At 70.0% G+C, this 19,871-nt stretch carries 24 protein-coding genes; 12 read left to right on the forward strand and 12 right to left on the reverse strand.

The features are described 5' to 3' along the window. The first annotated feature begins 118 nt into the window (after nucleotides 1-118). The 3 genes from CDO52_RS26290 to CDO52_RS26300 all read left to right on the forward strand — a co-directional run bounded on the left by CDO52_RS26290 (nucleotide 119) and on the right by CDO52_RS26300 (nucleotide 3,381). Nucleotides 119-586, forward strand: coding sequence for a hypothetical protein (locus CDO52_RS26290; RefSeq protein WP_152471594.1), 468 nt, complete (start codon nucleotides 119-121; stop codon nucleotides 584-586). 273 nt (nucleotides 587-859) lie between these two features. Beyond that, nucleotides 860-2,032, forward strand: a complete 1,173-nt coding sequence (locus CDO52_RS26295) for a PLP-dependent cysteine synthase family protein (protein WP_033299965.1) — start codon at nucleotides 860-862, stop codon at nucleotides 2,030-2,032. Next, entirely contained in the window at nucleotides 2,029-3,381 is a 1,353-nt protein-coding gene (locus tag CDO52_RS26300) for an MFS transporter (RefSeq protein ID WP_017618437.1), read from the forward strand. Before CDO52_RS26295 ends, CDO52_RS26300 begins: the two co-directional genes overlap by 4 nt. A 57-nt stretch (nucleotides 3,382-3,438) precedes the next feature. Here CDO52_RS26300 and CDO52_RS26305 read toward each other — a convergent pair whose 3' ends face one another. The 4 genes from CDO52_RS26305 to CDO52_RS26320 form a co-directional block, all read right to left on the reverse strand. After that, nucleotides 3,439-4,164 (reverse strand): polyamine aminopropyltransferase, encoded by a 726-nt coding sequence (locus tag CDO52_RS26305; protein ID WP_017618436.1) that lies wholly within the window; start codon nucleotides 4,162-4,164, stop codon nucleotides 3,439-3,441. 26 nt (nucleotides 4,165-4,190) lie between these two features. Further along, nucleotides 4,191-4,859 (reverse strand): TetR/AcrR family transcriptional regulator, encoded by a 669-nt coding sequence (locus CDO52_RS26310; protein ID WP_017618435.1) that lies wholly within the window; start codon nucleotides 4,857-4,859, stop codon nucleotides 4,191-4,193. 139 nt (nucleotides 4,860-4,998) lie between these two features. Further along, nucleotides 4,999-5,190 carry a ferredoxin gene (locus CDO52_RS26315; RefSeq protein ID WP_017618434.1) on the reverse strand — a complete coding sequence of 64 codons (192 nt, stop codon included), beginning with the start codon at nucleotides 5,188-5,190 and terminating at the stop codon, nucleotides 4,999-5,001. An 84-nt stretch (nucleotides 5,191-5,274) separates the two neighbouring features. Beyond that, on the reverse strand, nucleotides 5,275-6,531 hold the full coding sequence (locus CDO52_RS26320; protein ID WP_017618433.1) for a cytochrome P450: 1,257 nt from the start codon (nucleotides 6,529-6,531) through the stop codon (nucleotides 5,275-5,277). A 264-nt stretch (nucleotides 6,532-6,795) separates the two neighbouring features. On the opposite strand from CDO52_RS26320, the gene CDO52_RS26325 reads away from it, so the two are divergent. After that, nucleotides 6,796-7,866 carry an alkene reductase gene (locus tag CDO52_RS26325; protein ID WP_017618432.1) on the forward strand — a complete coding sequence of 357 codons (1,071 nt, stop codon included), beginning with the start codon at nucleotides 6,796-6,798 and terminating at the stop codon, nucleotides 7,864-7,866. 175 nt (nucleotides 7,867-8,041) lie between these two features. On the opposite strand, the gene CDO52_RS26330 is transcribed toward CDO52_RS26325, so the two are convergent. After that, nucleotides 8,042-8,857 carry a helix-turn-helix domain-containing protein gene (locus CDO52_RS26330; protein WP_017618431.1) on the reverse strand — a complete coding sequence of 272 codons (816 nt, stop codon included), beginning with the start codon at nucleotides 8,855-8,857 and terminating at the stop codon, nucleotides 8,042-8,044. A gap of 253 nt (nucleotides 8,858-9,110) precedes the next feature. Here CDO52_RS26330 and CDO52_RS26335 point away from each other — a divergent pair, with 253 nt between their 5' ends. Beyond that, nucleotides 9,111-10,046: a DUF4429 domain-containing protein gene (locus CDO52_RS26335; RefSeq protein WP_017618430.1), complete on the forward strand. Its 936-nt coding sequence runs from the start codon at nucleotides 9,111-9,113 to the stop codon at nucleotides 10,044-10,046. 66 nt (nucleotides 10,047-10,112) lie between these two features. Here CDO52_RS26335 and CDO52_RS26340 read toward each other — a convergent pair whose 3' ends face one another. The 3 genes from CDO52_RS26340 to CDO52_RS26350 all read right to left on the reverse strand — a co-directional run bounded on the left by CDO52_RS26340 (nucleotide 10,113) and on the right by CDO52_RS26350 (nucleotide 12,009). Continuing rightward, a complete protein-coding gene (locus CDO52_RS26340) occupies nucleotides 10,113-10,595 on the reverse strand; it encodes a nitroreductase family deazaflavin-dependent oxidoreductase (protein ID WP_017618429.1) in 483 nt (160 codons plus the stop codon). Next, entirely contained in the window at nucleotides 10,592-11,500 is a 909-nt protein-coding gene (locus tag CDO52_RS26345) for a pyridoxamine 5'-phosphate oxidase family protein (RefSeq protein ID WP_017618428.1), read from the reverse strand. The genes CDO52_RS26340 and CDO52_RS26345 overlap by 4 nt, the downstream gene beginning before the upstream one ends. A gap of 62 nt (nucleotides 11,501-11,562) precedes the next feature. Further along, on the reverse strand, nucleotides 11,563-12,009 hold the full coding sequence (locus CDO52_RS26350; protein WP_017618427.1) for a VOC family protein: 447 nt from the start codon (nucleotides 12,007-12,009) through the stop codon (nucleotides 11,563-11,565). A gap of 182 nt (nucleotides 12,010-12,191) precedes the next feature. Here CDO52_RS26350 and CDO52_RS28985 point away from each other — a divergent pair, with 182 nt between their 5' ends. The 5 genes from CDO52_RS28985 to CDO52_RS26370 all read left to right on the forward strand — a co-directional run bounded on the left by CDO52_RS28985 (nucleotide 12,192) and on the right by CDO52_RS26370 (nucleotide 15,103). After that, nucleotides 12,192-12,410 (forward strand): ABATE domain-containing protein, encoded by a 219-nt coding sequence (locus CDO52_RS28985; RefSeq protein WP_232524335.1) that lies wholly within the window; start codon nucleotides 12,192-12,194, stop codon nucleotides 12,408-12,410. A gap of 162 nt (nucleotides 12,411-12,572) precedes the next feature. Then, nucleotides 12,573-12,740 carry a CGNR zinc finger domain-containing protein gene (locus tag CDO52_RS28990; protein WP_232524336.1) on the forward strand — a complete coding sequence of 56 codons (168 nt, stop codon included), beginning with the start codon at nucleotides 12,573-12,575 and terminating at the stop codon, nucleotides 12,738-12,740. A 179-nt stretch (nucleotides 12,741-12,919) separates the two neighbouring features. Further along, nucleotides 12,920-13,516 carry a snapalysin family zinc-dependent metalloprotease gene (locus tag CDO52_RS26360; RefSeq protein ID WP_017618425.1) on the forward strand — a complete coding sequence of 199 codons (597 nt, stop codon included), beginning with the start codon at nucleotides 12,920-12,922 and terminating at the stop codon, nucleotides 13,514-13,516. 190 nt (nucleotides 13,517-13,706) lie between these two features. Continuing rightward, entirely contained in the window at nucleotides 13,707-14,807 is a 1,101-nt protein-coding gene (locus CDO52_RS26365) for a WD40/YVTN/BNR-like repeat-containing protein (protein WP_017618424.1), read from the forward strand. A 5-nt stretch (nucleotides 14,808-14,812) separates the two neighbouring features. After that, a complete protein-coding gene (locus tag CDO52_RS26370; protein WP_017618423.1) occupies nucleotides 14,813-15,103 on the forward strand; it encodes a MoaD/ThiS family protein in 291 nt (96 codons plus the stop codon). A 101-nt stretch (nucleotides 15,104-15,204) separates the two neighbouring features. Here CDO52_RS26370 and CDO52_RS26375 read toward each other — a convergent pair whose 3' ends face one another. Continuing rightward, complete coding sequence (locus CDO52_RS26375) at nucleotides 15,205-15,828, reverse strand: TetR family transcriptional regulator (RefSeq protein ID WP_017618422.1); 624 nt, start codon at nucleotides 15,826-15,828, stop codon at nucleotides 15,205-15,207. 170 nt (nucleotides 15,829-15,998) lie between these two features. Between CDO52_RS26375 and CDO52_RS26380 the strand changes: the two genes are divergently transcribed. Next, on the forward strand, nucleotides 15,999-16,871 hold the full coding sequence (locus tag CDO52_RS26380; protein ID WP_017618421.1) for an aldo/keto reductase: 873 nt from the start codon (nucleotides 15,999-16,001) through the stop codon (nucleotides 16,869-16,871). A 162-nt stretch (nucleotides 16,872-17,033) separates the two neighbouring features. Here the strand turns inward: CDO52_RS26380 and CDO52_RS26385 are convergent, their stop codons facing one another. After that, on the reverse strand, nucleotides 17,034-17,468 hold the full coding sequence (locus tag CDO52_RS26385) for a hypothetical protein (RefSeq protein WP_017618420.1): 435 nt from the start codon (nucleotides 17,466-17,468) through the stop codon (nucleotides 17,034-17,036). A 248-nt stretch (nucleotides 17,469-17,716) separates the two neighbouring features. On the opposite strand from CDO52_RS26385, the gene CDO52_RS26390 reads away from it, so the two are divergent. Next, complete coding sequence (locus CDO52_RS26390) at nucleotides 17,717-18,394, forward strand: haloacid dehalogenase type II (RefSeq protein ID WP_017618419.1); 678 nt, start codon at nucleotides 17,717-17,719, stop codon at nucleotides 18,392-18,394. Between the two features lie 31 nt (nucleotides 18,395-18,425). Here CDO52_RS26390 and CDO52_RS26395 read toward each other — a convergent pair whose 3' ends face one another. Continuing rightward, nucleotides 18,426-18,728: a DUF6221 family protein gene (locus tag CDO52_RS26395; protein ID WP_017618418.1), complete on the reverse strand. Its 303-nt coding sequence runs from the start codon at nucleotides 18,726-18,728 to the stop codon at nucleotides 18,426-18,428. Nucleotides 18,729-18,967: 239 nt separating this feature from the next. Next, a complete protein-coding gene (locus CDO52_RS26400) occupies nucleotides 18,968-19,858 on the reverse strand; it encodes a glutamate ABC transporter substrate-binding protein (RefSeq protein ID WP_017618417.1) in 891 nt (296 codons plus the stop codon). Nucleotides 19,859-19,871 lie beyond the last annotated feature (13 nt).

Here is a 19,871-nt window from a genome sequence, read left to right on the forward strand (position 1 = left end):
CGCCACGTTCAATCACAGTTCCGTGACCCCGGCGGTACCGGTTCGTTACGTGCCATGTATGCTCCGTGCCGTGCGCGTAACAGCACCATCACTGAGGCGACACGGCAGGGTGGCCGTGGTGCTGCTGTTCGCCGTGGTGTTCCACATGCTCTGCGCTGCCGGGCACCCGGCGATGGCGGCTGAGAAAATGTCGGTCACCTCGCCGTCGCCGACCGCTGCTGGGGTGTCCTCGACCCCGTCTCCGATTGCGGACCGTGCCCCCGATCAGGCGCATGAGCTGGCCGAGCCGTCGGTATTGATCGCAAAGATGGCCGCCGAGACCGACGTCTCCGGTGTCACGATCCTGGGCGCGCACTCGGCCGGTGAGACGCATGAGTGCACGAGCGCCACGGACGGCGGCACGGACCAGCGCGGCGCGGCACCGAGCCTGCTGTCGCTCCTGCTCGCCGTCGGCTTCGCCGTCCTTGTCGTGCTCTGGGCGTCGTCCCCGCCCCCAGGGCAGTACTGGATCACCAGGCGTGAGCACCGCTCTCGGCGACGCAATGCCGCGCTTCTCCTCCTGACGCTCTGTATTTGGCGGGTCTAGAAGGATCCACAGGCCCTGAGCGTTCGCGAGGCTCCGTCAGCCGACGGTCCGGACGGTCCGTAGCAGGTCCTCGCCCCTCTCCCGTTCTCGGTTCCCCCCTCACGGGGCGAACCACCGGGTCCCAGGACCTCGTTGGTCCCAACCGTGCGCGGAAAGCTTTTCACCCGGCCTCCTCCGCGCACCCCACCCATGCACCGCGTTCCGAAGACGCGCGGCATGGACGTCGACGTGTCCCGTCACCGACACGCTGAGTCGAAAGAGACCCAGAGACGCATGAGTACCCACACCCTTGGCGCAGCCATGCCCGAAACCAGCGCCGGCCGCCTCCTCACCCTCCCTCCAACGATGCCGCAGCACACACCCGCCGGAGTGGTGGGCAATACCCCCATGCTGTGGATCGGCGAACCGTTCTGCGCGCCGCGGCAGGGATTCTGGGCCAAGCTCGAAGGCCACAACCCCGGCGGCATCAAAGACAGGACCGCCATCTACATGGTCGCGCGCGCCACCGAACGCGGGCAGCTCGCGCCCGGCGCGCCCATTGTCGAATCCACCAGCGGCACGCTCGGCCTCGGACTCGCCCTGGCCGGAATCACCTTCGGGCACCCCGTTGCCCTGGTCACCGACCCCGGGATGGAACCGCTGATGGCGCGCCTCCTCGCCGCCTACGGCGCGGTCGTGCACACCGTCACCGAACCGCACCCCACCGGAGGCTGGCAGCAGGCCCGGCGCGACCGCGTGGCCGAACTCCTCGCCGCCGACCCCGCCGCCTACTGCCCCGACCAGTACAACAACCCCGATAACGTCGCCGCCTACGCTCCGCTCGCCCATGAACTGATAGCGCAGGTGGGGCGCATCGACACGCTCGTCGTGGCGGTCGGTACCGGTGGCCACTCCGCTGGAGTCTCCCGCGCCCTGCGCACCTTCTGCCCGCACCTGCGGGTCGTCGGCGTCGACACCATCGGCTCCACCATCTTCGGCCAACCCGCCCGGCCCCGCATCATGCGCGGTCTCGGCAGCAGCATCCACCCGCGCAATGTCGACTACGGGACGTTCGACGAGGTGCACTGGGTCGACCCGGTGCAGGCCGTCCGGACCAGCCGCGTCCTCGCCTCCTCCCACTACGCGAGCGGTGGCTGGAGCGTCGGCGCGGTGGCCACGGTGGCGCGCTGGCTGTCGCGCACCCGCCCAGCGACCGAGCGCATCGTAGCGATCTTCCCCGATGGCCCCCAGCGCTACTTCGACACGGTCTTCAACGACGACTTCTGCGCGGAGAAAGGCCTGCTCGACCGACCCCCACTCGACGTACCCGACGAGATCGCCGACACGAGGGAGCGCACGGTGACGCGCTGGACGCGGTGCACGCGCGTCGTCGATCCGCGCGCCCTCGCTCCCGACGCTGGCGCTGGCGCCGGCTCCGCCGATGTGGTGGGGGAGGCGCGGCGATGATCGAGACCTGGAAGCGATTCCGCGGCTTCGAGGGCAGTGTGCGGCTGTTGATGATCAACCAGCTCACGATCAACACGGCCTTCTACATGCTCATGCCGTACCTGGCCTTCCACCTCACCAACAGCGTGGGCATGGCGGTGTGGGCGGTCGGACTCGTCCTCGGCATGCGCAACCTGGCCCAGCAGGGGATGTTCCTCGTGGGCGGCACCATCGCCGACCGGCTCGGCTATAAGCCCGCGATCTTGGCGGGATGTGCGCTGCGAACCGTCGGCTTCGCCGCGCTCGGGTTCGCCGACTCCCTGCCCGTGCTGCTCCTGGCGTCGGCCGCGACCGGGTTCGCCGGTGCGCTGTTCAACCCGGCCGTACGTGCCTACCTCGCCGCCGATGCGGGGCCGCGGCGGGTGGAGGCCTTCGCCCTGTTCAACGTCTTCTATCAGACCGGCATCCTGGTCGGCCCGCTCATCGGCATGGCACTCATCGCTGTCGACTTCCGGGTGGTGGCGGGCGTCGCCGCCGCGCTGTTCCTCGCGCTGACGGTGCTGCAGGCGCGAGCGCTGCCCGCTCGGCATGCAGCAGCCCCCAGCGGTTCCGGGGTGATCGGTGTGCTGGGCGACTGGCGCGGCGTGCTGGCCAACCGCGGTTTCGTCGTCTTCACGATCGCCATGGCGGGTTCCTATGTGTTGAATTTCCAGATCTACCTGGCGCTTCCGCTGACCGTGCAGGACGCCGTCGCGGCGGCCGACCCGGGCGGCGATCTCGGCAGTGTCGCTGTCGCCTCCTTGTTCGGTGTCTCGGCGCTCGTCGCCATCGCCGGACAGGTCCGTATCACCGACTGGGCCAAGCGCCGATGGGATGCCAGCCAGGCCCTCCCACGTGGGCTGACCGTGATGGCGGTGGCGTTCCTGCCGATGCTCGCTGTCCCGCCCATCGAGGCGGCCGTGCGAGGGGCGGGGTTGGCACCGCTGCCCGCCACGGTGCTCGTCGTGGTGCCCGCGATCCTCACCGCCGCGCTTCTCGGCCTCGGCGGTGTGCTCGTGTATCCGTTCGAAATGGACACCGTCGTCCGGCTGTCCGGGGACCGGCTGGTCGCCACGCACTACGGGCTGTACAACACCGTTTCCGGCCTCGCCATCACCGGCGGCAACCTGGCGGTCGGCGCCATGCTGGAGTTCGACGCCCCGATCGCTGCCACCGTGCCGTGGCTCGCCCTGGCGGCGCTGGGTGCGGTGGGCGCGCTGGGCCTCGTGCTGATCGGGCGGGCGGGAGGTCTTGCCTCGCCGTCCGCGCCGGACCGCGACACTGATGCCGAGCCCGCGGGGAGCGAACCGCGCGGACACGGCGGCGGCTGACCGCCCCGCGTTGGCCCCGGGCGTCGCCGCACGCTCCGGGGCCAACCGAGGCGCGCGCTACCGCGGCTCCGTCGTCGCGATGTAGACCGTGTTGGTCGCCTCGCGCTCTTGCAGCGGATTGGGGAAGCTGACGACCTCGGCCCTCGCCTCTGCGAAGACGTCGGCGAGCACCGCTGTGAAGTCGTCGTCCGGCGGGTCGTTCGACCACAGGGTGAAGACGCCGCCCGGCTGGAGGAGTTCGGTGAGGCGGCGCAGCCCCGCCGGTTCGTAGAACGGGGCGTGGCTGGGGTGCAGTACGTGGCGGGGCGAGTGGTCGATGTCGACGACGATGGCGTGGAAGCGACGGCCCGGCTGTTCCGGGTCGAGGCCTACGGGGTCGGCGACCATCGCGAAGAAGTCGCCGTGGACCAACCGGCACCGGGAGTCCGCGTTCAGCGTGGCGCCCGCCGGGATCAGCTCGCGCTTGTGCCAGTCGATGACCTCGCCCAGCGCGTCGATCACGACCATGGACCGGACGTTCGGGTCCTCCAGCACCGTCTCGGCGGTGAAGCCGAGCCCGAGCCCGCCCACGGCCACGTCGAGGTCGGACTGGCCGGCGAGCTCGGCCAGCGCGATCCGTGCGACCTCGACCTCGGCCACCGTGAACAGGCTGGACATCAGGAAGTCGTCGTCGAGTTTGATCTCGTAGGCGTCCTTGCGGAAGACCGGGTCCCATCGGCGGCGCAGGCTGATGACGCCCATCGGTGTCGGGCGCCAGTCCAGCTCTTCGAAGCGTGCGCTCATCGGATCTTCCGTTCTTCTGTGCTTGGTCATCGTCCGAACGGGCGCAGCGCGAGTTCGGTGGACAGGTCGTCATCGCTGGACGGGGCAAGCAGCAGTCCGGCCACCACGTCGCGCACGAACCGTCCGGTGCCCGCCCAGTCGGGGCGGGTGTGGAGGCCGTCGCCCAGCTCCCGCTCATAGTCAGCGTAGGCGTGGGTGATCAGCAGTTCCGCGAGCACGCCCCGGCGTTCCATGACGGCCGCGTCCACCGAGGCGGCGGTGAGGGAGCGCAACCGCTCCTTTGCCTCGCGCACGTACTGCCCGGAGCCCTCCTCGGCGATGACGAGCTCCCGCAGCACGGGGTCGGTCCTGGCCTGGAGCATGAAGCGGGCGAGCCACGTGGGCGGGCCGGTCCTGGCGAGGTGTTCGGCGAACGGAAGGAAGAGGCAGGAGATGTAGTCGCGTGGGTCCGCGGACCCCGCGACCTCCGCCAGCATCCGCCTGCGGATCTCCTCCATGGCGGCGGCGTGTTCGCGGACGATGGCCAGGACCAGGTCCTCCTTGGACCCGAAGTGGTAGCGCACCGCGGAGTTGTTGGCCGCGCCCGCCTCCTCGGCGACTCTGCGGTTGGAAACCGCCGCGATGCCGTGCTCGGCGAACAGCCGCTCGGCTGTGCTCTGGAGCGCGTCCGGCGTCGATCGCGCGCGTCTACTCATCCCGCCCCTCCCAGCGGGCGGAATCGGGGGATCCGCCGCGCCCCATGCTACGGGCTTCGGGCCCGGCGGAAGGCCCCGCGCACCGCGCGACTCCGCACCGCGCACGGCCGTACGAGTTGGCGGCGGGACGGCCCCGGTTCTATTCGTCGATCTCGATGGCCATGGTCGGGCACACGTCCGCGGCGTCACGAACCGGCCCGTGAAGCTCGGAGGCGGGCGACTGCTGGAGCAGCATCACCACGCCGTCGTCGTCCTGGTCGAATACCTCGGGGGCGAGCGCGACGCACTGGCCCGCACCGCAGCACATGTCCTTCTCGACTCTGATCTTCATGACCGATCGCTCCGCTCTCTCTACTTTCTCGCCGATCTCTCGGCGCTGTCCGCTGTCGTGGTGCTCGCGTACTTCCGGCTGCTGTCACCAGGTCACGGGGAGGCCGACCAGCCCGCCCACCACCAGGCCGGTGCGCCGCTCCAACCGCTCGGGCGGGACGGCGAGCCGCAGGTGGGGCATCCGGTCCGTCAGCACGTCGAGGCTGATCTGGAGTTCGGCGCGGGCCAGCGCCTGGCCGACGCAGGAGTGCGCCCCGACGCCGAACGTGATGTGCCGGTTGGGCGTCCGGTCGAGGTCGAGCCGGTCGGGGTCCGGGAAGACCGACGCGTCGCGGTTGGCCGCGGCCAGGTTGTTCACCACGGTGCTCCCGGCCGGGATCGCCCCGCCCGCCACCTCGGTGTCCTCGGAGACGAAACGCGGCAGGCCGAACCCGGAGTTCGCGTCCATGCGCAGCGTCTCCTCCACCGCCGCGGGGATCCGGCCGCGATCGGCCAGCAGCGCGTCCCACGCCGCGCCGCCGTCATGGGTCAGCAGCAGGGCGACCATCTTGCTGATCATGTTCGCGGTGGTCTCATAGCCCGAGATCAGCAGGCCCATCGCGGTCTGCAGCAGTTCCTCGGAGCTCAGCCGGCCGTCGTCGCTGTCGCTGATGGTCGTCAGCTCGCTGAGCAGGTCGTCCCCGGGCTCGGCCCGCTTGCGCTCGATGTGCGCTCGCATGTAGCCGGTGAAGTCCGCCAGTGCCTCGGCGGTCTCCTCCTGGGTCAGCCGGGTCATGCTCAGCATCGCGTCCGACCACCCGGCGAACCGCTCCCGGTCCTCGTGGGGCGCGCCGAGCAGTTCGCAGATCACCCGCACCGGAAGCGGGAAGGAGAACGCCGAGGCCAGATCGGCGGGCCGGTCCCCGGCCTCCATCCCATCCACCAGCTCGTTGGCGAACTTCTCGATCTGCGGCCGCATCGCGTTGACCCGCTTGGCGGTGAAAGAGCGGCTGAGCAGGCGGCGCCAGCGCGCGTGGTCCTGCCACTGCAGCAGCGCGTTGCCCTCCCGCATCCCGAACACGCCGCCGTCCTCCTGCGCGCTCACCCGTGCCGCCCCCTGGGCCGGGTCGAGTTGGCGGGTCCAGCGCGGGTCGGCGAGCAGGGTCTTCACGTCCTCGTACCGGCTGGCCAGCAGGGCGCTGTCGCCGCTGGGCAGGCGGATGTCGGCGACCGGACACGTCTCGCGCAGCTCCGCCCACTCCGCCGGGGGATCGAGAGGGGCCGGGGCGGTGAACGGGTAGTCGTGCGCGACCGGGCAGGTCCGTCCGGGCTCAGCAGGGGCCATGTCGATCTCCAACTCCACGTCGTCATCGGGATCACCAGCCCAAGTAGGCCATGATCATGATTGTTAAGTCAAGTGCATTAAAAGAAAGTCATATGACTTAATCGAGCCACAGATGCCCCGGAAGACCGAGCACACGAAGCGGGACCTCCGATCCCGCAGGCATTCCGCATCAGCGGCGTGATTCAGATCGCAACCGACAGCGGATGACTATTTCCCAGGACATGGTTGTGAACGCATACATCTCTCCCACTCCAGGCACACCGCGTCTGATTGGACCCCGGAATGACAACCGCATTCGACCCGATTGACCTGGCCGGAACCCGACTCGCCAACCGCATCGCCATGGCGCCGATGACCCGGAACCGCGCCGCGGCGCCGGGCATGGTCCCGACCGACGCCATGGCGGCCTACTACGCGCAGCGCGCCTCCGGCGGGCTCCTGATCAGTGAAGGCATCCAGCCTTCGGCCATCGGCCAGGGGTACGCCTACACCCCGGGACTGCACTCCGCCGACCAGGTGGCCGGATGGCGCAAGGTCACCGACGCCGTGCACGCGGCCGGGGGCCGGATCTTCGCCCAGATCATGCACAGCGGGCGGATCGGCCACCCCAGCCTGCAGGCCGACGGCCAGGTACCGGTCGCGCCGTCGGCGATCGCCGCTCCCGGCCAGACCTTCACCTACGAGGGACCCAAGGACCTGGTCGTCCCCAGGGAGCTGACCGAGGCGGAGATCAACGACACCATCGCCGACTACTCGAGCGCCGCCCGCAACGCCATCGACGCCGGTTTCGACGGTGTGGAGATCCACGGCGCCAACGGCTACCTCATCCACCAGTTCCTGGCGACCGGCAGCAACCAGCGCACCGACGCCTGGGGTGGCTCGGTCGACAACCGCATCCGCTTCGCCGTGGAGGTCGCCACCGCGGTGACCGACGCGATCGGCGCGCACCGCACCGGCCTCCGCGTCTCCCCCACCAACACCTTCAACGGCATCGCCGAGGAGGGCACCGAGGCGACCTACCGCGCGCTGATCGACGCGATCGCCCCGCTGGGCCTGGCCTACCTGCACGTGTGCGAGGCCGGCCCGATCCGCGACATCAGCACCGACCTGCGCAAGCGCTTCGACGGAGCGTTCATCCTCAACCCCTACACCCCGGACCGTCCCACGGGACTCGACGAGCTGTCCCTCATCGAGGACGGCACCGCCGACATCCTCGCCTACGGCATCGCCTTCCTGGCCAACCCCGACCTCCCGGCCCGTCTCGCCGCGGGTGGCCCCTTCAACGAGGCCGACCCGTCCACCTTCTACGGCGGCGACGAGCGCGGGTTCACCGACTACCCCGCCCTCGGCTGACCCGCGGTCGCGCCCCCATCCGCCGCCGCCTGATGCGGTCCCAACGTCGGGCGGCGGCAGTGGCCTCCGCGCAGTCCACCGCTGCCTCCGCCCACCCCCGCGAGAGGGCGCCGGGCGTCGCGAGGTCCCGCCCGACTCGGCTGACGTGCGAACAGCGCCAGCCCGCCCTGTCCCTTCAGGCCTCGTCCGGGGCGCGCTTGAATCCGTCGAGCCGTTGCGGTGTCAGGGGCTGGGAGAGGTCGCCCAAGCGCTCCCACAGCATCTCGAAGTGGCGGAGGTCCTCCTCCTCGGCGACGAGGCGGACACCGGCGATGCTGTAGACGGACGCGAGGCTCGGGCGGTCCGCGAAGTCCATGATGCGGAAGCTTCCGCCAAGGCCGGGGTGGTTCATGGTGTTCATCGGGATGTACCGCATGTCCACGACAGCCGAGTCGACCAGTTCGCCGAGCGTGTCGAGCTGGGCGCCGTGGACGCTGGGGCCGCCCACGGACAGCGACAGCACCGGCTCGTCGATGATCACCTGGAGTTCGGGGCCGTCGGCGCCGGTCAGGGCCTCGCGGGCACGTCTCTGTTCCTCGATCCACTCCTCGATCCGGCCCGGATCGCTGCCGACGCTGAGCGGCGGGCGGTGGGCGCGCGCGTAGCCGGCGGCGCGCAGGTACACGGGGATCGTCAGGACCTCCCACTCCCGGATCCGCGACGCGTGGACCTCCAGGGTGCGCAGGTCGGTGTAGGTGTGGGGGAAGGCCTCGAACTGGAGGGCCGCCGCCCAGGCGCGGCTGAGCCGTCGCCCGGTGCCCAGGGCGGCGTCGATGTCGGCCACGACGGTGCGGGACAGCCGTCGTTGCGCCCGCTCCGCGTCATCGAGGAGCTCCGGGGAGGCACCGGTCGCGGCCGCCAGTCGTTCGATCGAGGAGCCGACGCTGGTGCGGGCCTGCCGCAGTTCCGCCGCGAAGGGGAGCCAGAGGGCGGACGGTCGCGGTGTTCCCATCGGGATCTCCCTTCCGCCCGTTCCGCCCCGCAAGGCGGAGCAGGCCACGTGGACCGCACGCATCCCGGTGCGATCTCGCGGCGGCCACGCACTCCGCTTGTCAGCAGAGTACCGACCGGTCCTGGGACGGAATCCGGCGCGGTAGGAGAAGCGAGCGGCGGAGTGAACAGTGTGCGGCGTCCACATGCGGCCAGGTTTCCCGGCCCGCCCGCGACAGCGGCACGGCGTCGCGGCGCGATTTTAGGATGAGTCAATGGACGAATTGCGGGGCAGGCAGGCCACGTGGCGGTTCGACGGTGAAACGGTCGCCATCCGGTACAACACCGGGTGGCTCGCCCATCCTCTGCTGAAGGACCTCGTCCAGTGCGACGTCCCGGTGGCGGCGATCGCCTCGGTGGAGTTCAGCGCGGCGAGTGGGCGGGGCAAGAAATGGCAGCTGCGCCTGCGGCTGCGGGACCGGGCCGATCCGTTCGCGGCGGTCGGGGCGATGCTGTCCGAGGACGCACAGCCGTTCCGGCTGACGGGCGACGCCGCGACCGCGCTGGTCGCCGAGTACTACGGCGACCAGCTCACCTTCTCCGTCAATGCCGCTCGGGACGCTGATGAGGGCGCCCGGTCCGCGCGGGCTCCCGAGGAGTTCGCGCTCGGCTTCGTCCCGCCGCTGCCCCTGCATATCCAGACGAGCGAGGGAACCGCCTCCTTCGACGGCAGGTCGCTACGCCTGGGGTGGTCGGGCGACGCGAAGTCCTCCAAGAGGAAGGCCCAGCGGCGGGAGTTCGACCTCGGGGACATCCGCCAGGTCGAATGGGTCCCCTCCGACGGGTGGAACGAGGGCTACCTGCGCGTCGTCCCGCGGAACGCGAGCGAGGAACCTCCGACCAAGCCGAGACGCGACCTCTGCTGCCTGATCAGCGAGAGCAAGAAGGAGATCGCCCGATCGCTGCTGATGGCGGCGACCGTGACCGCCCATCTCTGGGCCGCGCGCGGTCCCGACGCGATCAACGGGATCGAGGATCCGAGCGCGGGCGCGGGGCCGGCCCCGGCACCGCCGCTTCGGCTCACCGGCCCGGACGCCGAGGCCCACGCCGTCTACGACCGCATACGTGAACTCGGCCGCCTCCATGCGGAGGGCCTGCTGACCGACGACGAGTTTCAGACCAAGAAGGCCGAGCTGCTCGAACGCCTGTGACGGCCGGCCGCGTGCGGAGCCGAACGGTTCGGGCGTCCGGGTCGCGCGCCGAGGCGACGGCGGCGGCTATGCCCGCGCTGTGAAGCGGACGAAGGGGCGCTCCCGCCCCACCGCGCGGAAGTCGGACTCGCTCCCGTCGACCTCGAACCCCATGACGCGGGCGAGTTTGCGCGCGGCGCGGGGATGGCGCTCCGCGTAGCGGGCCATCGCCTCCGCACCCTCGTCGGCTGAGAGCGGCGTCGCCGTCGCCCGCATGGCGCGGGTGCCGACCTGGACCGTGACCTCCGGCGTCCTCAGCACGTTCTTGTACCAGTCGGCCTTCTCACCAAAGCCAGAGCAGCAGATGATGTGGCCCGACCGCAGGTCATCGTGGTTGACGATCTCGATCACGACCCGGCGCTCGCGCCCGGACACCCGTCCGGTGTGGGTCAGCAGCATGACCCGGGTGCCGAACATCCACCCCAGGCGAGCCCGGAAGAGGTGGATCGGCAGCCGCGCCAGCCACCGGAGGACGCCGGTGGGAGGTGCGGGGCGTTCGATGACCTTCATGACGGGATTCTTGCATCCGGGTTGGCCGGTGAGTAGTCCGGTGGGCCCCAACGGAGCGGAAGTGCGGCGGGGGTTTCGGCGACGTCGGTGACGGTGAAGTCGACGACCCGGTGTGCCCCGGGGAATTCGGCGACGCGCTCGGCGCTCCAGTCGACCGATGCCGTTCCGGACAGCCGCAGTAGCGTGCCCTGGGCCCAGTCGATGAACAGGAGCCCGGCCCGCGGAGCGTTCTCGATGTTTCCCAGGCTCATGTACATCGAGTTCCCGCGGTAGTCCGGCCAGCTGAGTTGCTGGTCGCAGCGGACGCGGACGAACCCCGGGTTTCCACCGCGATGCGAGGCGTCGCAGTCGCCGGGTGTGTCCCGGGTGGCAAGGAAGAATGTGTCCGCCGCGGCGACAAGGAGGCGTTGCGCCGCGGTGAGCCTGGTGCCGCGCGTTGTGGTGTGACGGTCCGAAACGGAGTCCGTGCCCTCGACGATTCGACGCTGGATGTACTTCGGGCAGTTGGCATAGACCTGGTCGATCTGGACGCGCAGGCCGCCGCCGACGCGGAAGGCACGTCCGTTGACTCGCATCCGCCGCCTGCGCTCCTGGTCCAGGGCGATCATGCCGACCCGGGTGGGTGTGGAGAGCACGCTGGCGAGCGGGTCGTCAGGGCGCGGCCCGGCGGTGATTCGGACGGTGGTCGGATCGTCAGCGCGGACGAACCCCTGAGGGCCGGCGAGAGCGGTGCACCAGACACGCTCCTCCGCGTCCGCCGCCCCGACGACGACCATTCGGCGTTCGATGAGGAACCGGGCCGCCACCTCCGGTATCTCGGACTTGATCGATCGTCCCGCGTGCTCGGCCTCCTGGACTTCCCCGGCGCGTTCCTGCACACGGCGTTCACCGGCGTGGTACTCCATGCCGCTTCCTTCCCCCGACCGTCATCGGCGTGCACGACCGCTGTGCCCGCGTGGTCCCTCGCCTAGAAGAACCCGCAGGTGGGGGTGGTGCCCTGGGGCGCCGGAAGCTCCTCCGCTCCGTTCGTGGCGTAGATCTCCAGCCGGATCCCGTCGGGGTCGCTGAAGAAGATGCCGCCGGAACGTCCCCCTTCGCGGTGCGCGACCGCTCCGTCGTGGACCAACTCCACTCCCAGATCGCGCAGCACGGCTTCGGCGGAGCGGACCTGATCCATGTCGTCGACCTGGAAGGAGAGGTGGTGCAGGCCGGGACGGTCGACCGGGAAGGCGCCGGTGCTCTGCTGCCAGAGCGTCAGTACCAGGGTGCCGTCGTTACTGAGGAAGGCCCAGCGGCGGTCCCCGTCGGAGCCCTCGCTCTGCACGGTGTAGCCGAGGAGCTTGACGTAGAAGTCGCGGGAGCGATCGAGGTCGCTGACGTTCAGGCCGACGTGGCCGGTTTGGGGGCTGCCCATGGTGTCGCTCCAAGGTCGATGGGTTAACCACTCACAGGGACTTTAGGGGTTACCCTCCCTGCGGGTCAACCGTCTAACATGTTTTACGGGGGTTAGGTCCGCGCCGCTCTGTCCCGTCGTCCCGGCGCGGCCATTAGGGTGGGGTGCCCCAAACGGCGACGGCGGCCAGGAGGAATGCACGGATGACCGACCCGGGTGGAGTCGACCCGCGTCCACTCGTCGGTGAGCCCCTCGCCCTGGATCTGCTGAACACCCGATGGTTCCGCGGGGGCTCGCACGATCTCCTGGAGCGCCCGGCGGGGCTGCGGATCTGGCTCACGTCGGCCGGGTTCCCGACGCCGACAACGGGGAGGCTGCGTACCGCGCTGTACTCACCGCGCGCGACGCCATCGCCGCGGTGATCGCGACCCCTGACGACCCTGGCGCACACGCCGCCCTCAACTCCGTGCTCGACCACGGCCGCCTGCGCCGGGCGCTGTCCCTGAAGGCCCCGTCACCTCCCCGAGACCGCCGCCCCGGAGTGGGCCGTCGCCTGGGCGGCCTGCGAGAACTACCTCTCTCTCGTGGAGCGTGCGGCCGACCGCATCCGCAGGTGCGAGGGCGATCACTGCGTCCTGTACTTCTTCGACACCTCGCGCAACGGCACTCGGCGCTGGTGCTCCATGGCGGTCTGCGGCAACCGCGCCAAGGCGCAGCGCCACTACCGGAAGGGCAAGCTCCCCCCGAGGTAAGGGACCGGACCGCGGCGCCCTTTCCCCAGGTGGTCCAATACGGACCGACTAGTACGTCGTTGAAGACGAAAAAATCCTCTTTTGGACTTCTTGTCGCGAAAAGTCCTCACACGTACGCTCACCGAGACCCCACAGGGTCGACCGCAGTTGAGGCTCTTTCTCATCCCCCGGAGACACGAATGCTGCGAAGAACCACGGCGGGCGCACTCATCAGTGTCGCTATCGCCGCGTTTTCCCTGGTCGGCGGGGTGTCCAGCGCCACCGCCGCGACCACGTCCCCCACACCGGAGCAGGCACGACAGACCCAGTCGCTGCAGACCACGCTCTACTACGACGACAGCCGGGCCGCGGAGTTCAAGGACGCCGTCGCCAAAGGCGCCCAATCGTGGAACGACAACGTCAACAACGTCACCCTGAAGCGCGCCGCGCCGGGTCAACGCGCCGAGATCACCGTCTACGCCAGCAACGGATGGCCGCGGGCCATCCTCGGCCCGGTCCGCCCCGGCGGGTCCGTCTGGATCGAGATGGGCCGCCAAGCGGTGAACCAGGGCCATGACCCGGTTCGCATCGCGGCGCACGAGTTCGGCCACAGCCTCGGGCTCCCCGATATGAAGCCCGGCCCCTGCTCATCGCTGATGTCCGGCTCGACCGGCGGCGTGAACTGCAAGAACGCAACCCCCAACGCCGCCGAGCGCGCCCGCGCCGAGCGGAACTACGGCGTTGCCGAAGCCGGTCGCGCACCCGCCGCCGGTGTCACCGTCGTGGACGCGCCCTAGGCGCCGCGACGACCCCGATCAAGGGTCGACGGCCTTCGGGCCGAACGCTCCGAATCCTGACATCCCCCACAGGGTTCGGAGGGGGCGGACGCCGGCCATCGGCGTCCGCCACACGTCACCTCGTTCAAGCTGAGAAAATGTCAGTGTCGTGTGTCACAGTGAGCTCTAACGACTGATTTGGGGGCTCGCCATGGCATATCTCCTGGTCATAGGTACACGCAAAGGCCTGTTCACCGCCCGCAGCGACGATCGGAAGCGCTGGGAGGTCGACGGCCCGCACCGCCTCGACCCCGTCGACTTCGCGAACATGATGGGGTCCTACGCCGTCGGCATCGACCCGCACACGCGGCGCATCCTGGTCGGATCCGAAAGCTCGCACTTCGGACCCAGTGTGTGGTTCAGCGACGACCTCGGGGCCACCTGGCAGGAGCCGAAGGAACAGCCGATCGCCTTCCCTCCCGATACCGACACCTCATTCACCCGCGTGTGGCAGTTCGCCTTCACCGACAAACCCGGCGTCGTGTACGCGGGCGTCGAACCGCACGGCCTGTTCCGTTCCACCGACGGCGGGGAGAGCTACGAGATCGTGCGGGCCCTGTACGACCACCCGCACCGCCCCGAGTGGATGCCCGGCGCCGGAGGCGCGGCCATCCATACCATCCTCCCCGGTCGGGTGACCGCCAACGGCACCGACCCGCACGCCATGACCGTCGCCATGTCCACCGGGGGCGTCTACCGGACGGTCGACGACGGTGCGTCCTGGACACCCGTCAACAAGGGCATCCGCGCCGGATTCCAGCCCGATGAGTACCCCGAGTTCAACCAGTGCGTGCACAAGGTGGCCGTCGCCTCCGACGGTGTCTTCTTCCTGCAGAACCACCACGGCGTCTACCGCACCGAGGACCCCGCCGCCGGGTGGACGTCCATCGCCGACGGCCTGCCCTCCGACTTCGGGTTCGCCATGGTCGCCCACCCGCATGTCCCGGGGACGGTGCTCAACTTCCCCGTCATCAGCCAGGAGGTCCACCTGCCGGCCGACCACAAGCTGCGGGCGTTCCGCACCGACGACGGCGGCGGCAGCTGGCGGTCGGTGAGCGCCGGCCTGCCCACCGATCCCTACTACGGCATCGTGCTGCGCGACGCCGCCTGCACCGACGGAGCCGACGTGCCCGGTTTCTACTTCGGCACCCGCTCGGGCGACGTTTTCGCCACCACCGACGAGAGCGCGGAGTGGCAGCAGGTCGTGGGGCACCTTCCCGACGTGCTGTGCGTGCGCGCGGTGGAGGTGTAGACACGATGGGCGCGACCGTGTTCCTTCCGCAGGCGCTCCAGGCCGACTCCGGCGGGGTGGCCAAGGTCGACATCCCGCTGGGCGACGGTGGCACCCTGCCGCTGAGCGGCGTCCTCGACGAACTGGCCTCGCGCCATCCGCGCCTGAACCAGCGGATCCGCGATGAGCAGGGCCGTCTGCGGCGCTTCGTCAATGTCTACGTCGACTCCGACGAGTGCCGCGCGCTGTCCGGTCTCGACACGCCCGTCACCAACGGCAGCGAGGTACGGGTGATGCCGTCCGTTGCCGGGGGCTGACCTGGCCGGCCATCGCGCTCCCGTGTCCCACCGCCGCGATCGTATCCGGGGGTCCCGCGCGCGACGCGCGGCGGTCGGGACACGCCGCCGAGGCCTGCCGGTCAGGTCACCGCAGCGCCCTGACCGTCGTGTCGCGATGCGGGCGGTGCGGTGCCGACCAGGCGCCGCGCCGCCTCCACCACGGCCGCCCTCCGCTGCTCCAAGCCCTGGTCGGGGGCGCTCTGGGCGGCGAGCGTGCGCAGGTCGTGCGGCGCCATCAGCCAGGCCGAGGCGAGCGCTATCAGCATCGAGAGCAGGTCGTAGGGGTCCCACACCGGATCAACGCGACCGGCCTCCTGTGCCCGGCGCACCGTGGCGACCTTGGCCCGGTAGATGTCCAGCCGAGGGTGTCCCTCAGGCAGCTGCTCGCGCGATCCCTCCAGCCAGGCCCACGCCAGCACCCGCTGCCGTCGCGGGTCGGCGTTGAGGTAGTCGAACAGCCGACCCACATAGTCGGGCAGGTCCTCGCTGATGGGCACCGCCTCGACGACCTGCTCCACTTCGGCCGAGATCACCTCGCTGAACAGCTCCTCCTTGGTGCCGAAGTAGGCGTAGAGGCGTTCCTTGCTGGCCTTCGCGGTGTCGGCGATGCGGTTGATGCGGGCGCCGGCCACGCCGTGCACGGTGAACTCCTCGGCCGCGGCGGCGAGGATGCGCGCGCGTGTCGCCTCTCCCTGTGCTCGCATGAGACCAGTATCGCAAACCAAATGGTTTGACCGGCTCGATCGAGCAGGCATAGTGTCCAATTGGCGAACCAACTGGTTCGACAGCTGAGCGCCGCGCGCCGCTCCTGCCCCGTGCGGCACTCCTGCGATCCAGCGAGGAGCATCACGCAGCACACGATCAAGGAGCAAGCGTGACCATCGACAACTCCGCCCGCACCGCCACCGCCTCCGGCACGTTCAGCATCGGCGGCGACCTCCCCGTCACCCGGCTCGGCTATGGCGCCATGCAGCTGACCGGCGAGGGCGTCTGGGGCGAACCGAAGGACCGCGGCGAGGCCGTCCGCGTGCTGCGCCGCGCGGTCGAGCTCGGTGTCACCTTCATCGACACCGCTGACTCCTACGGCCCGGCGGTCAGTGAGCAGATCATCCGTGAGGCGCTGCACCCGTACGCCGACGACCTCGTCATCGCCACCAAGGGCGGCCTGACCCGCGCCGGCCCCGGCGACTGGCGGCCGGTCGGCCGCCCCGAGTACCTGCGCCAGCAGTGCGAGCTGAGCCTGCGCAACCTCGGCGTGGAGCGGATCGACCTCCACCAGCTGCACCGCATCGACCCCCAGGTCCCGCTCGCCGACCAGGTCGGGGAGCTGGCTCTGCTCAAGCAAGAGGGCAAGATCCGGCACATCGGCCTCTCCGAGGTGTCGGTGGCCGAGCTGGAGGAGGCACGGAAGATCACCGAGATCGCCTCGGTGCAGAACCTGTACAACCTGGCCGAGCGCCAGTCCGAGGAGCTCCTCGACCACGCGGAGCGCGAGGGTATCGCGTTCATCCCGTGGTTCCCGATCGCCACGGGGGAACTCGCCAAGCCCGGCGGCCCGCTGGACGTCCTGGCCAAGGAAGTCGGCGCGGCCCCGGCCCAGCTGGCGCTGGCCTGGCTGCTACGCCGGTCGCCGGTGATGCTGCCCATCCCGGGCACATCGAAGGTCGCTCACGTCGAGGAGAACATCGCCGCCGCCGGCGTCGAGCTGACCGATGAGCAGTTCGCGGCGCTGGCCACCGCGGTCTGAACATGTTGCGGCGTCGATATGCGATGACACGCATCGAGCCGAACCGCCGGGGTAGGGCGTAGGGCGGCGCTGAACGCCACACAAGGTTGCGCCCCGCCGCCCCACTTCCCCAGGGGCGGCGGGGTACCTTCACGAGTGAGCGGTGTCGGACTCAGAGGTCGGCTAGGCATCACCCTTGCTGAGGGCGAACATCGTTCCGGCCAGCACGATGCCGAAGAGCAGGTGGCCGGCGAGGCTCATCCACGCCATCTCGTTGAACATGAACATCTCCATGCCGAGCCAGGCAGGCATGATCATGAGTCCACCGACGACCCACAGGATCAGGCCCCAGACGACGCCCGCACCGAGAAGGCTCCACACCTTGTCAGAGTAGGCCCCCATGGCCAGCCCGAACAGGAGCCCGAAGAAGGCGGAGATGATCAGGTGGACCACGCCGCCGACGACGGCGTTGTCGCTGCCCACCAGCATGGCGACGGACTCCAGCATCCCCGTCATCGCCATCAGGATGCCGAAGATGATGCCGCCGCCGATTCCTGCCAGCACGCCCCTCCAGGCGTGCGTGACCGCGTGCGAGCGGGCGTGAGCGATCGTGGACATTCCATCCACCTCCAAATCACGGCCCCCTCGGGCCGTAGAGGGAGCTTGCGAATTTAGCTTCGGCGCTATCTCGGCTGCATTCTGTGACCACGGTCACATAACAGCCGATGACTCCCTGTCGTTATGCGAGCGTGCCGTAGGCGAGACCGCACCTCCGGTGACTCGCGGGGTATGGACACCCACGTAGGAGTATTCCCGGCAGAGCGGCAGACATAGCGTGGCCGGGCGGATCGGAACGGGAGTGTGCCGTGACCACAGCCAGGCGTCCACACGTCGTCGCGTTCGACGTCATGGAGACCCTGTTCCCGCTCACGCCACTGGAGTGGCGGTTCCGCGAGGCGGGGGTCCCCCGGGTGCTGATGCACCGCTGGTTCGCCCACGTGCTCCGCGACGCGTTCGCACTGACCGCGGCGGGCGACTACCGGCCCTTCGGTGACCTGGCGCGCGGCGCACTGCAGGACATCACCGGCCACCAGGTCTCGGCGGCGGCCGTGGAATCGATCGTGCAGGCGCTCGCCTCGCTGGACGTCCGGCCGGACGCCGACGCCGCGGTGCGGCGGATCCGTGATGCCGAGGTGCGCGTGGTCGCGCTGACCAACTCGTCGGAGGAGAACGCCCGCTCCCTGCTCGACCGGGCCGGGCTCGCCGTCCACATGGAGCACGTGCTCTCGGCCGGCAAGCTGCGCCGGTTCAAACCCGCCCCCGAGCCCTACCACTACGCCGCGGAGGTGTGCGAGGTCGAGCCCGACCGCATGGCCATGGTGACGTGCCACGCCTGGGACGTGCACGGCGCCCACCGGGCCGGACTCGTCACCGGGTGGTCCGACCACCTGGAGGGCCGCTTCCCCAGCGTCTTCGCGGCGCCCGACGTGACGGGCCGGGGACTGGTCCCGGTGGCCACCGACCTGCTGGAGCTGCCCGACTGACCCCGTCCGACGAACCAGCAGCCTGACCGCGCTAGGTGGCGCCCACCTTCCACGACGGGTCGTAGTCGGGGTGGTCGTCGTAGATGGCGGCGAGGCATTCCACCGCCCGGCGCCAGGTGTGGAGTGCGGACCACGCGCCGTTGGACTCCGCGCGGCCGCAGTGCTCCAACGTGTGCACGCAGCTGCGGTAGGCGTGGTTGTAGCCGTGGAGGATGCGCCGTTTGGCCTCCACGTCGGCGAGCGCGCGCGGTGGTCCGCCGGTGGCGGGGGATGCTTCGTACGCCGCCTGTTCGGCCTCAGCCAGGCGGGCACTCAGGAACTCGACGATGGTCACCGTGCTGGACTCCCTTCGGCCGTGACCGTTGTGACGTGGTGTACCCCGAATCGGTTCCGGCCGGATGGCCTCTCGCGGCCGTCTCCGGCCGCATTTTCCCATCCGTCTCGTCACCACCACGGGTATCTTCGGCCACCGGCCACCGCGGCGTTCCGTGCCGCGCCGACCATGGCCGAATCAGGTCAGGGACCCGGCGCGACCGTGCGCCGCGGCCCCGGCACGCCCCGGCGTCACCGGGGTCACTCACACCCCTCGAACTGGGGGACGCTCTCGGTGACCTGAAGGCCGGTCGCGCCGAACCACTTGGCCAGCAGCTTGCGTCCGGTCCCGTCCTGGTACATCTGGGTGATCGCGGTGTTCACGGCCTCGCACCCGGTCAGGTCGTCCTTGGACACCCCGACCCCGTACCGCTCGTCGGTGAAGGGCGCGTTCACCAGCCGGAACTTCCCCGGGGCCCGCTGCATGTACCCGGCCAGGATGAGGTCGTCGGTGGAGACCGCGTCCACATCGCCGTTGGCGAGCTGGTCGGCGCAGCCGCCGTAGGTGGCCGCCTCCACGACCTCCTTCACCTCGATGCCGCGCTCCTTGGTGATCCTGTTGGCGGAGTTCGAGCCCTTCTCCTGGCAGAGGACCTTGCCCTTCAGGTCGTGCACGTCGTCGACCGAGTCGTCGCCGGCCGCCACCAGGATGTCCTGGTGGGCCACGTAGTAGGGGCCGCCGAAGGCGATCCGGGTCTTGCGCTCGGGGGTGATCGAGTAGCTCGCCACGACCAGGTCGACCCGCTTCTTCTCGTCGGCGGCCAGCAGCACGTCCTCGCGCTGGTTGGAGGACACCGCCGAGAGCTTCACGTCGTCCTTCGTGTACCCGAGGCTCCGGGCGATGTAGTGGGCGACGTCCACGTCGAACCCCTCGAACTCACCCTCACCGGTGGTCGAACTGATGCCGGGCTGGTCGGGCTTGACCGCGATCTTCAGCTCGCCCTCCCCGTTGACGATCGAATCGGTCTCCCTTACCCCCAGGCCGCAGGCGGTCACTGCCAGCACCGCACCGAGCGCGATGACAGACCCGCACACCCTCATGATCCGGCTCCTCTGGTCGTCGATGGCTTCCGTGCCGTCCGTGTCATCCACGCCGTCCGCCTCC

Origin of the sequence: Nocardiopsis gilva YIM 90087 (assembly GCF_002263495.1) — a bacterium.
Classification (GTDB): domain Bacteria; phylum Actinomycetota; class Actinomycetes; order Streptosporangiales; family Streptosporangiaceae; genus Nocardiopsis_C; species Nocardiopsis_C gilva.

Bases quoted from the DNA above. Each gene is read 5' to 3' on its own strand.
- CDO52_RS26295 (WP_033299965.1), top strand. From the start codon at position 860: ATGAGTACCCACACCCTTGGCGCAGCCATGCCCGAAACCAGCGCCGGC.
- CDO52_RS26300 (WP_017618437.1), top strand. From the start codon at position 2,029: ATGATCGAGACCTGGAAGCGATTCCGCGGCTTCGAGGGCAGTGTGCGG.
- CDO52_RS26305 (WP_017618436.1), bottom strand. From the start codon at position 4,164: ATGAGCGCACGCTTCGAAGAGCTGGACTGGCGCCCGACACCGATGGGC.
- CDO52_RS26310 (WP_017618435.1), bottom strand. From the start codon at position 4,859: ATGAGTAGACGCGCGCGATCGACGCCGGACGCGCTCCAGAGCACAGCC.
- CDO52_RS26315 (WP_017618434.1), bottom strand. From the start codon at position 5,190: ATGAAGATCAGAGTCGAGAAGGACATGTGCTGCGGTGCGGGCCAGTGC.
- CDO52_RS26325 (WP_017618432.1), top strand. From the start codon at position 6,796: ATGACAACCGCATTCGACCCGATTGACCTGGCCGGAACCCGACTCGCC.
- CDO52_RS26330 (WP_017618431.1), bottom strand. From the start codon at position 8,857: ATGGGAACACCGCGACCGTCCGCCCTCTGGCTCCCCTTCGCGGCGGAA.
- CDO52_RS26335 (WP_017618430.1), top strand. From the start codon at position 9,111: ATGGACGAATTGCGGGGCAGGCAGGCCACGTGGCGGTTCGACGGTGAA.
- CDO52_RS26340 (WP_017618429.1), bottom strand. From the start codon at position 10,595: ATGAAGGTCATCGAACGCCCCGCACCTCCCACCGGCGTCCTCCGGTGG.
- CDO52_RS26345 (WP_017618428.1), bottom strand. From the start codon at position 11,500: ATGGAGTACCACGCCGGTGAACGCCGTGTGCAGGAACGCGCCGGGGAA.
- CDO52_RS26350 (WP_017618427.1), bottom strand. From the start codon at position 12,009: ATGGGCAGCCCCCAAACCGGCCACGTCGGCCTGAACGTCAGCGACCTC.
- CDO52_RS28985 (WP_232524335.1), top strand. From the start codon at position 12,192: ATGACCGACCCGGGTGGAGTCGACCCGCGTCCACTCGTCGGTGAGCCC.
- CDO52_RS26360 (WP_017618425.1), top strand. From the start codon at position 12,920: ATGCTGCGAAGAACCACGGCGGGCGCACTCATCAGTGTCGCTATCGCC.
- CDO52_RS26365 (WP_017618424.1), top strand. From the start codon at position 13,707: ATGGCATATCTCCTGGTCATAGGTACACGCAAAGGCCTGTTCACCGCC.
- CDO52_RS26370 (WP_017618423.1), top strand. From the start codon at position 14,813: ATGGGCGCGACCGTGTTCCTTCCGCAGGCGCTCCAGGCCGACTCCGGC.
- CDO52_RS26375 (WP_017618422.1), bottom strand. From the start codon at position 15,828: ATGCGAGCACAGGGAGAGGCGACACGCGCGCGCATCCTCGCCGCCGCG.
- CDO52_RS26385 (WP_017618420.1), bottom strand. From the start codon at position 17,468: ATGTCCACGATCGCTCACGCCCGCTCGCACGCGGTCACGCACGCCTGG.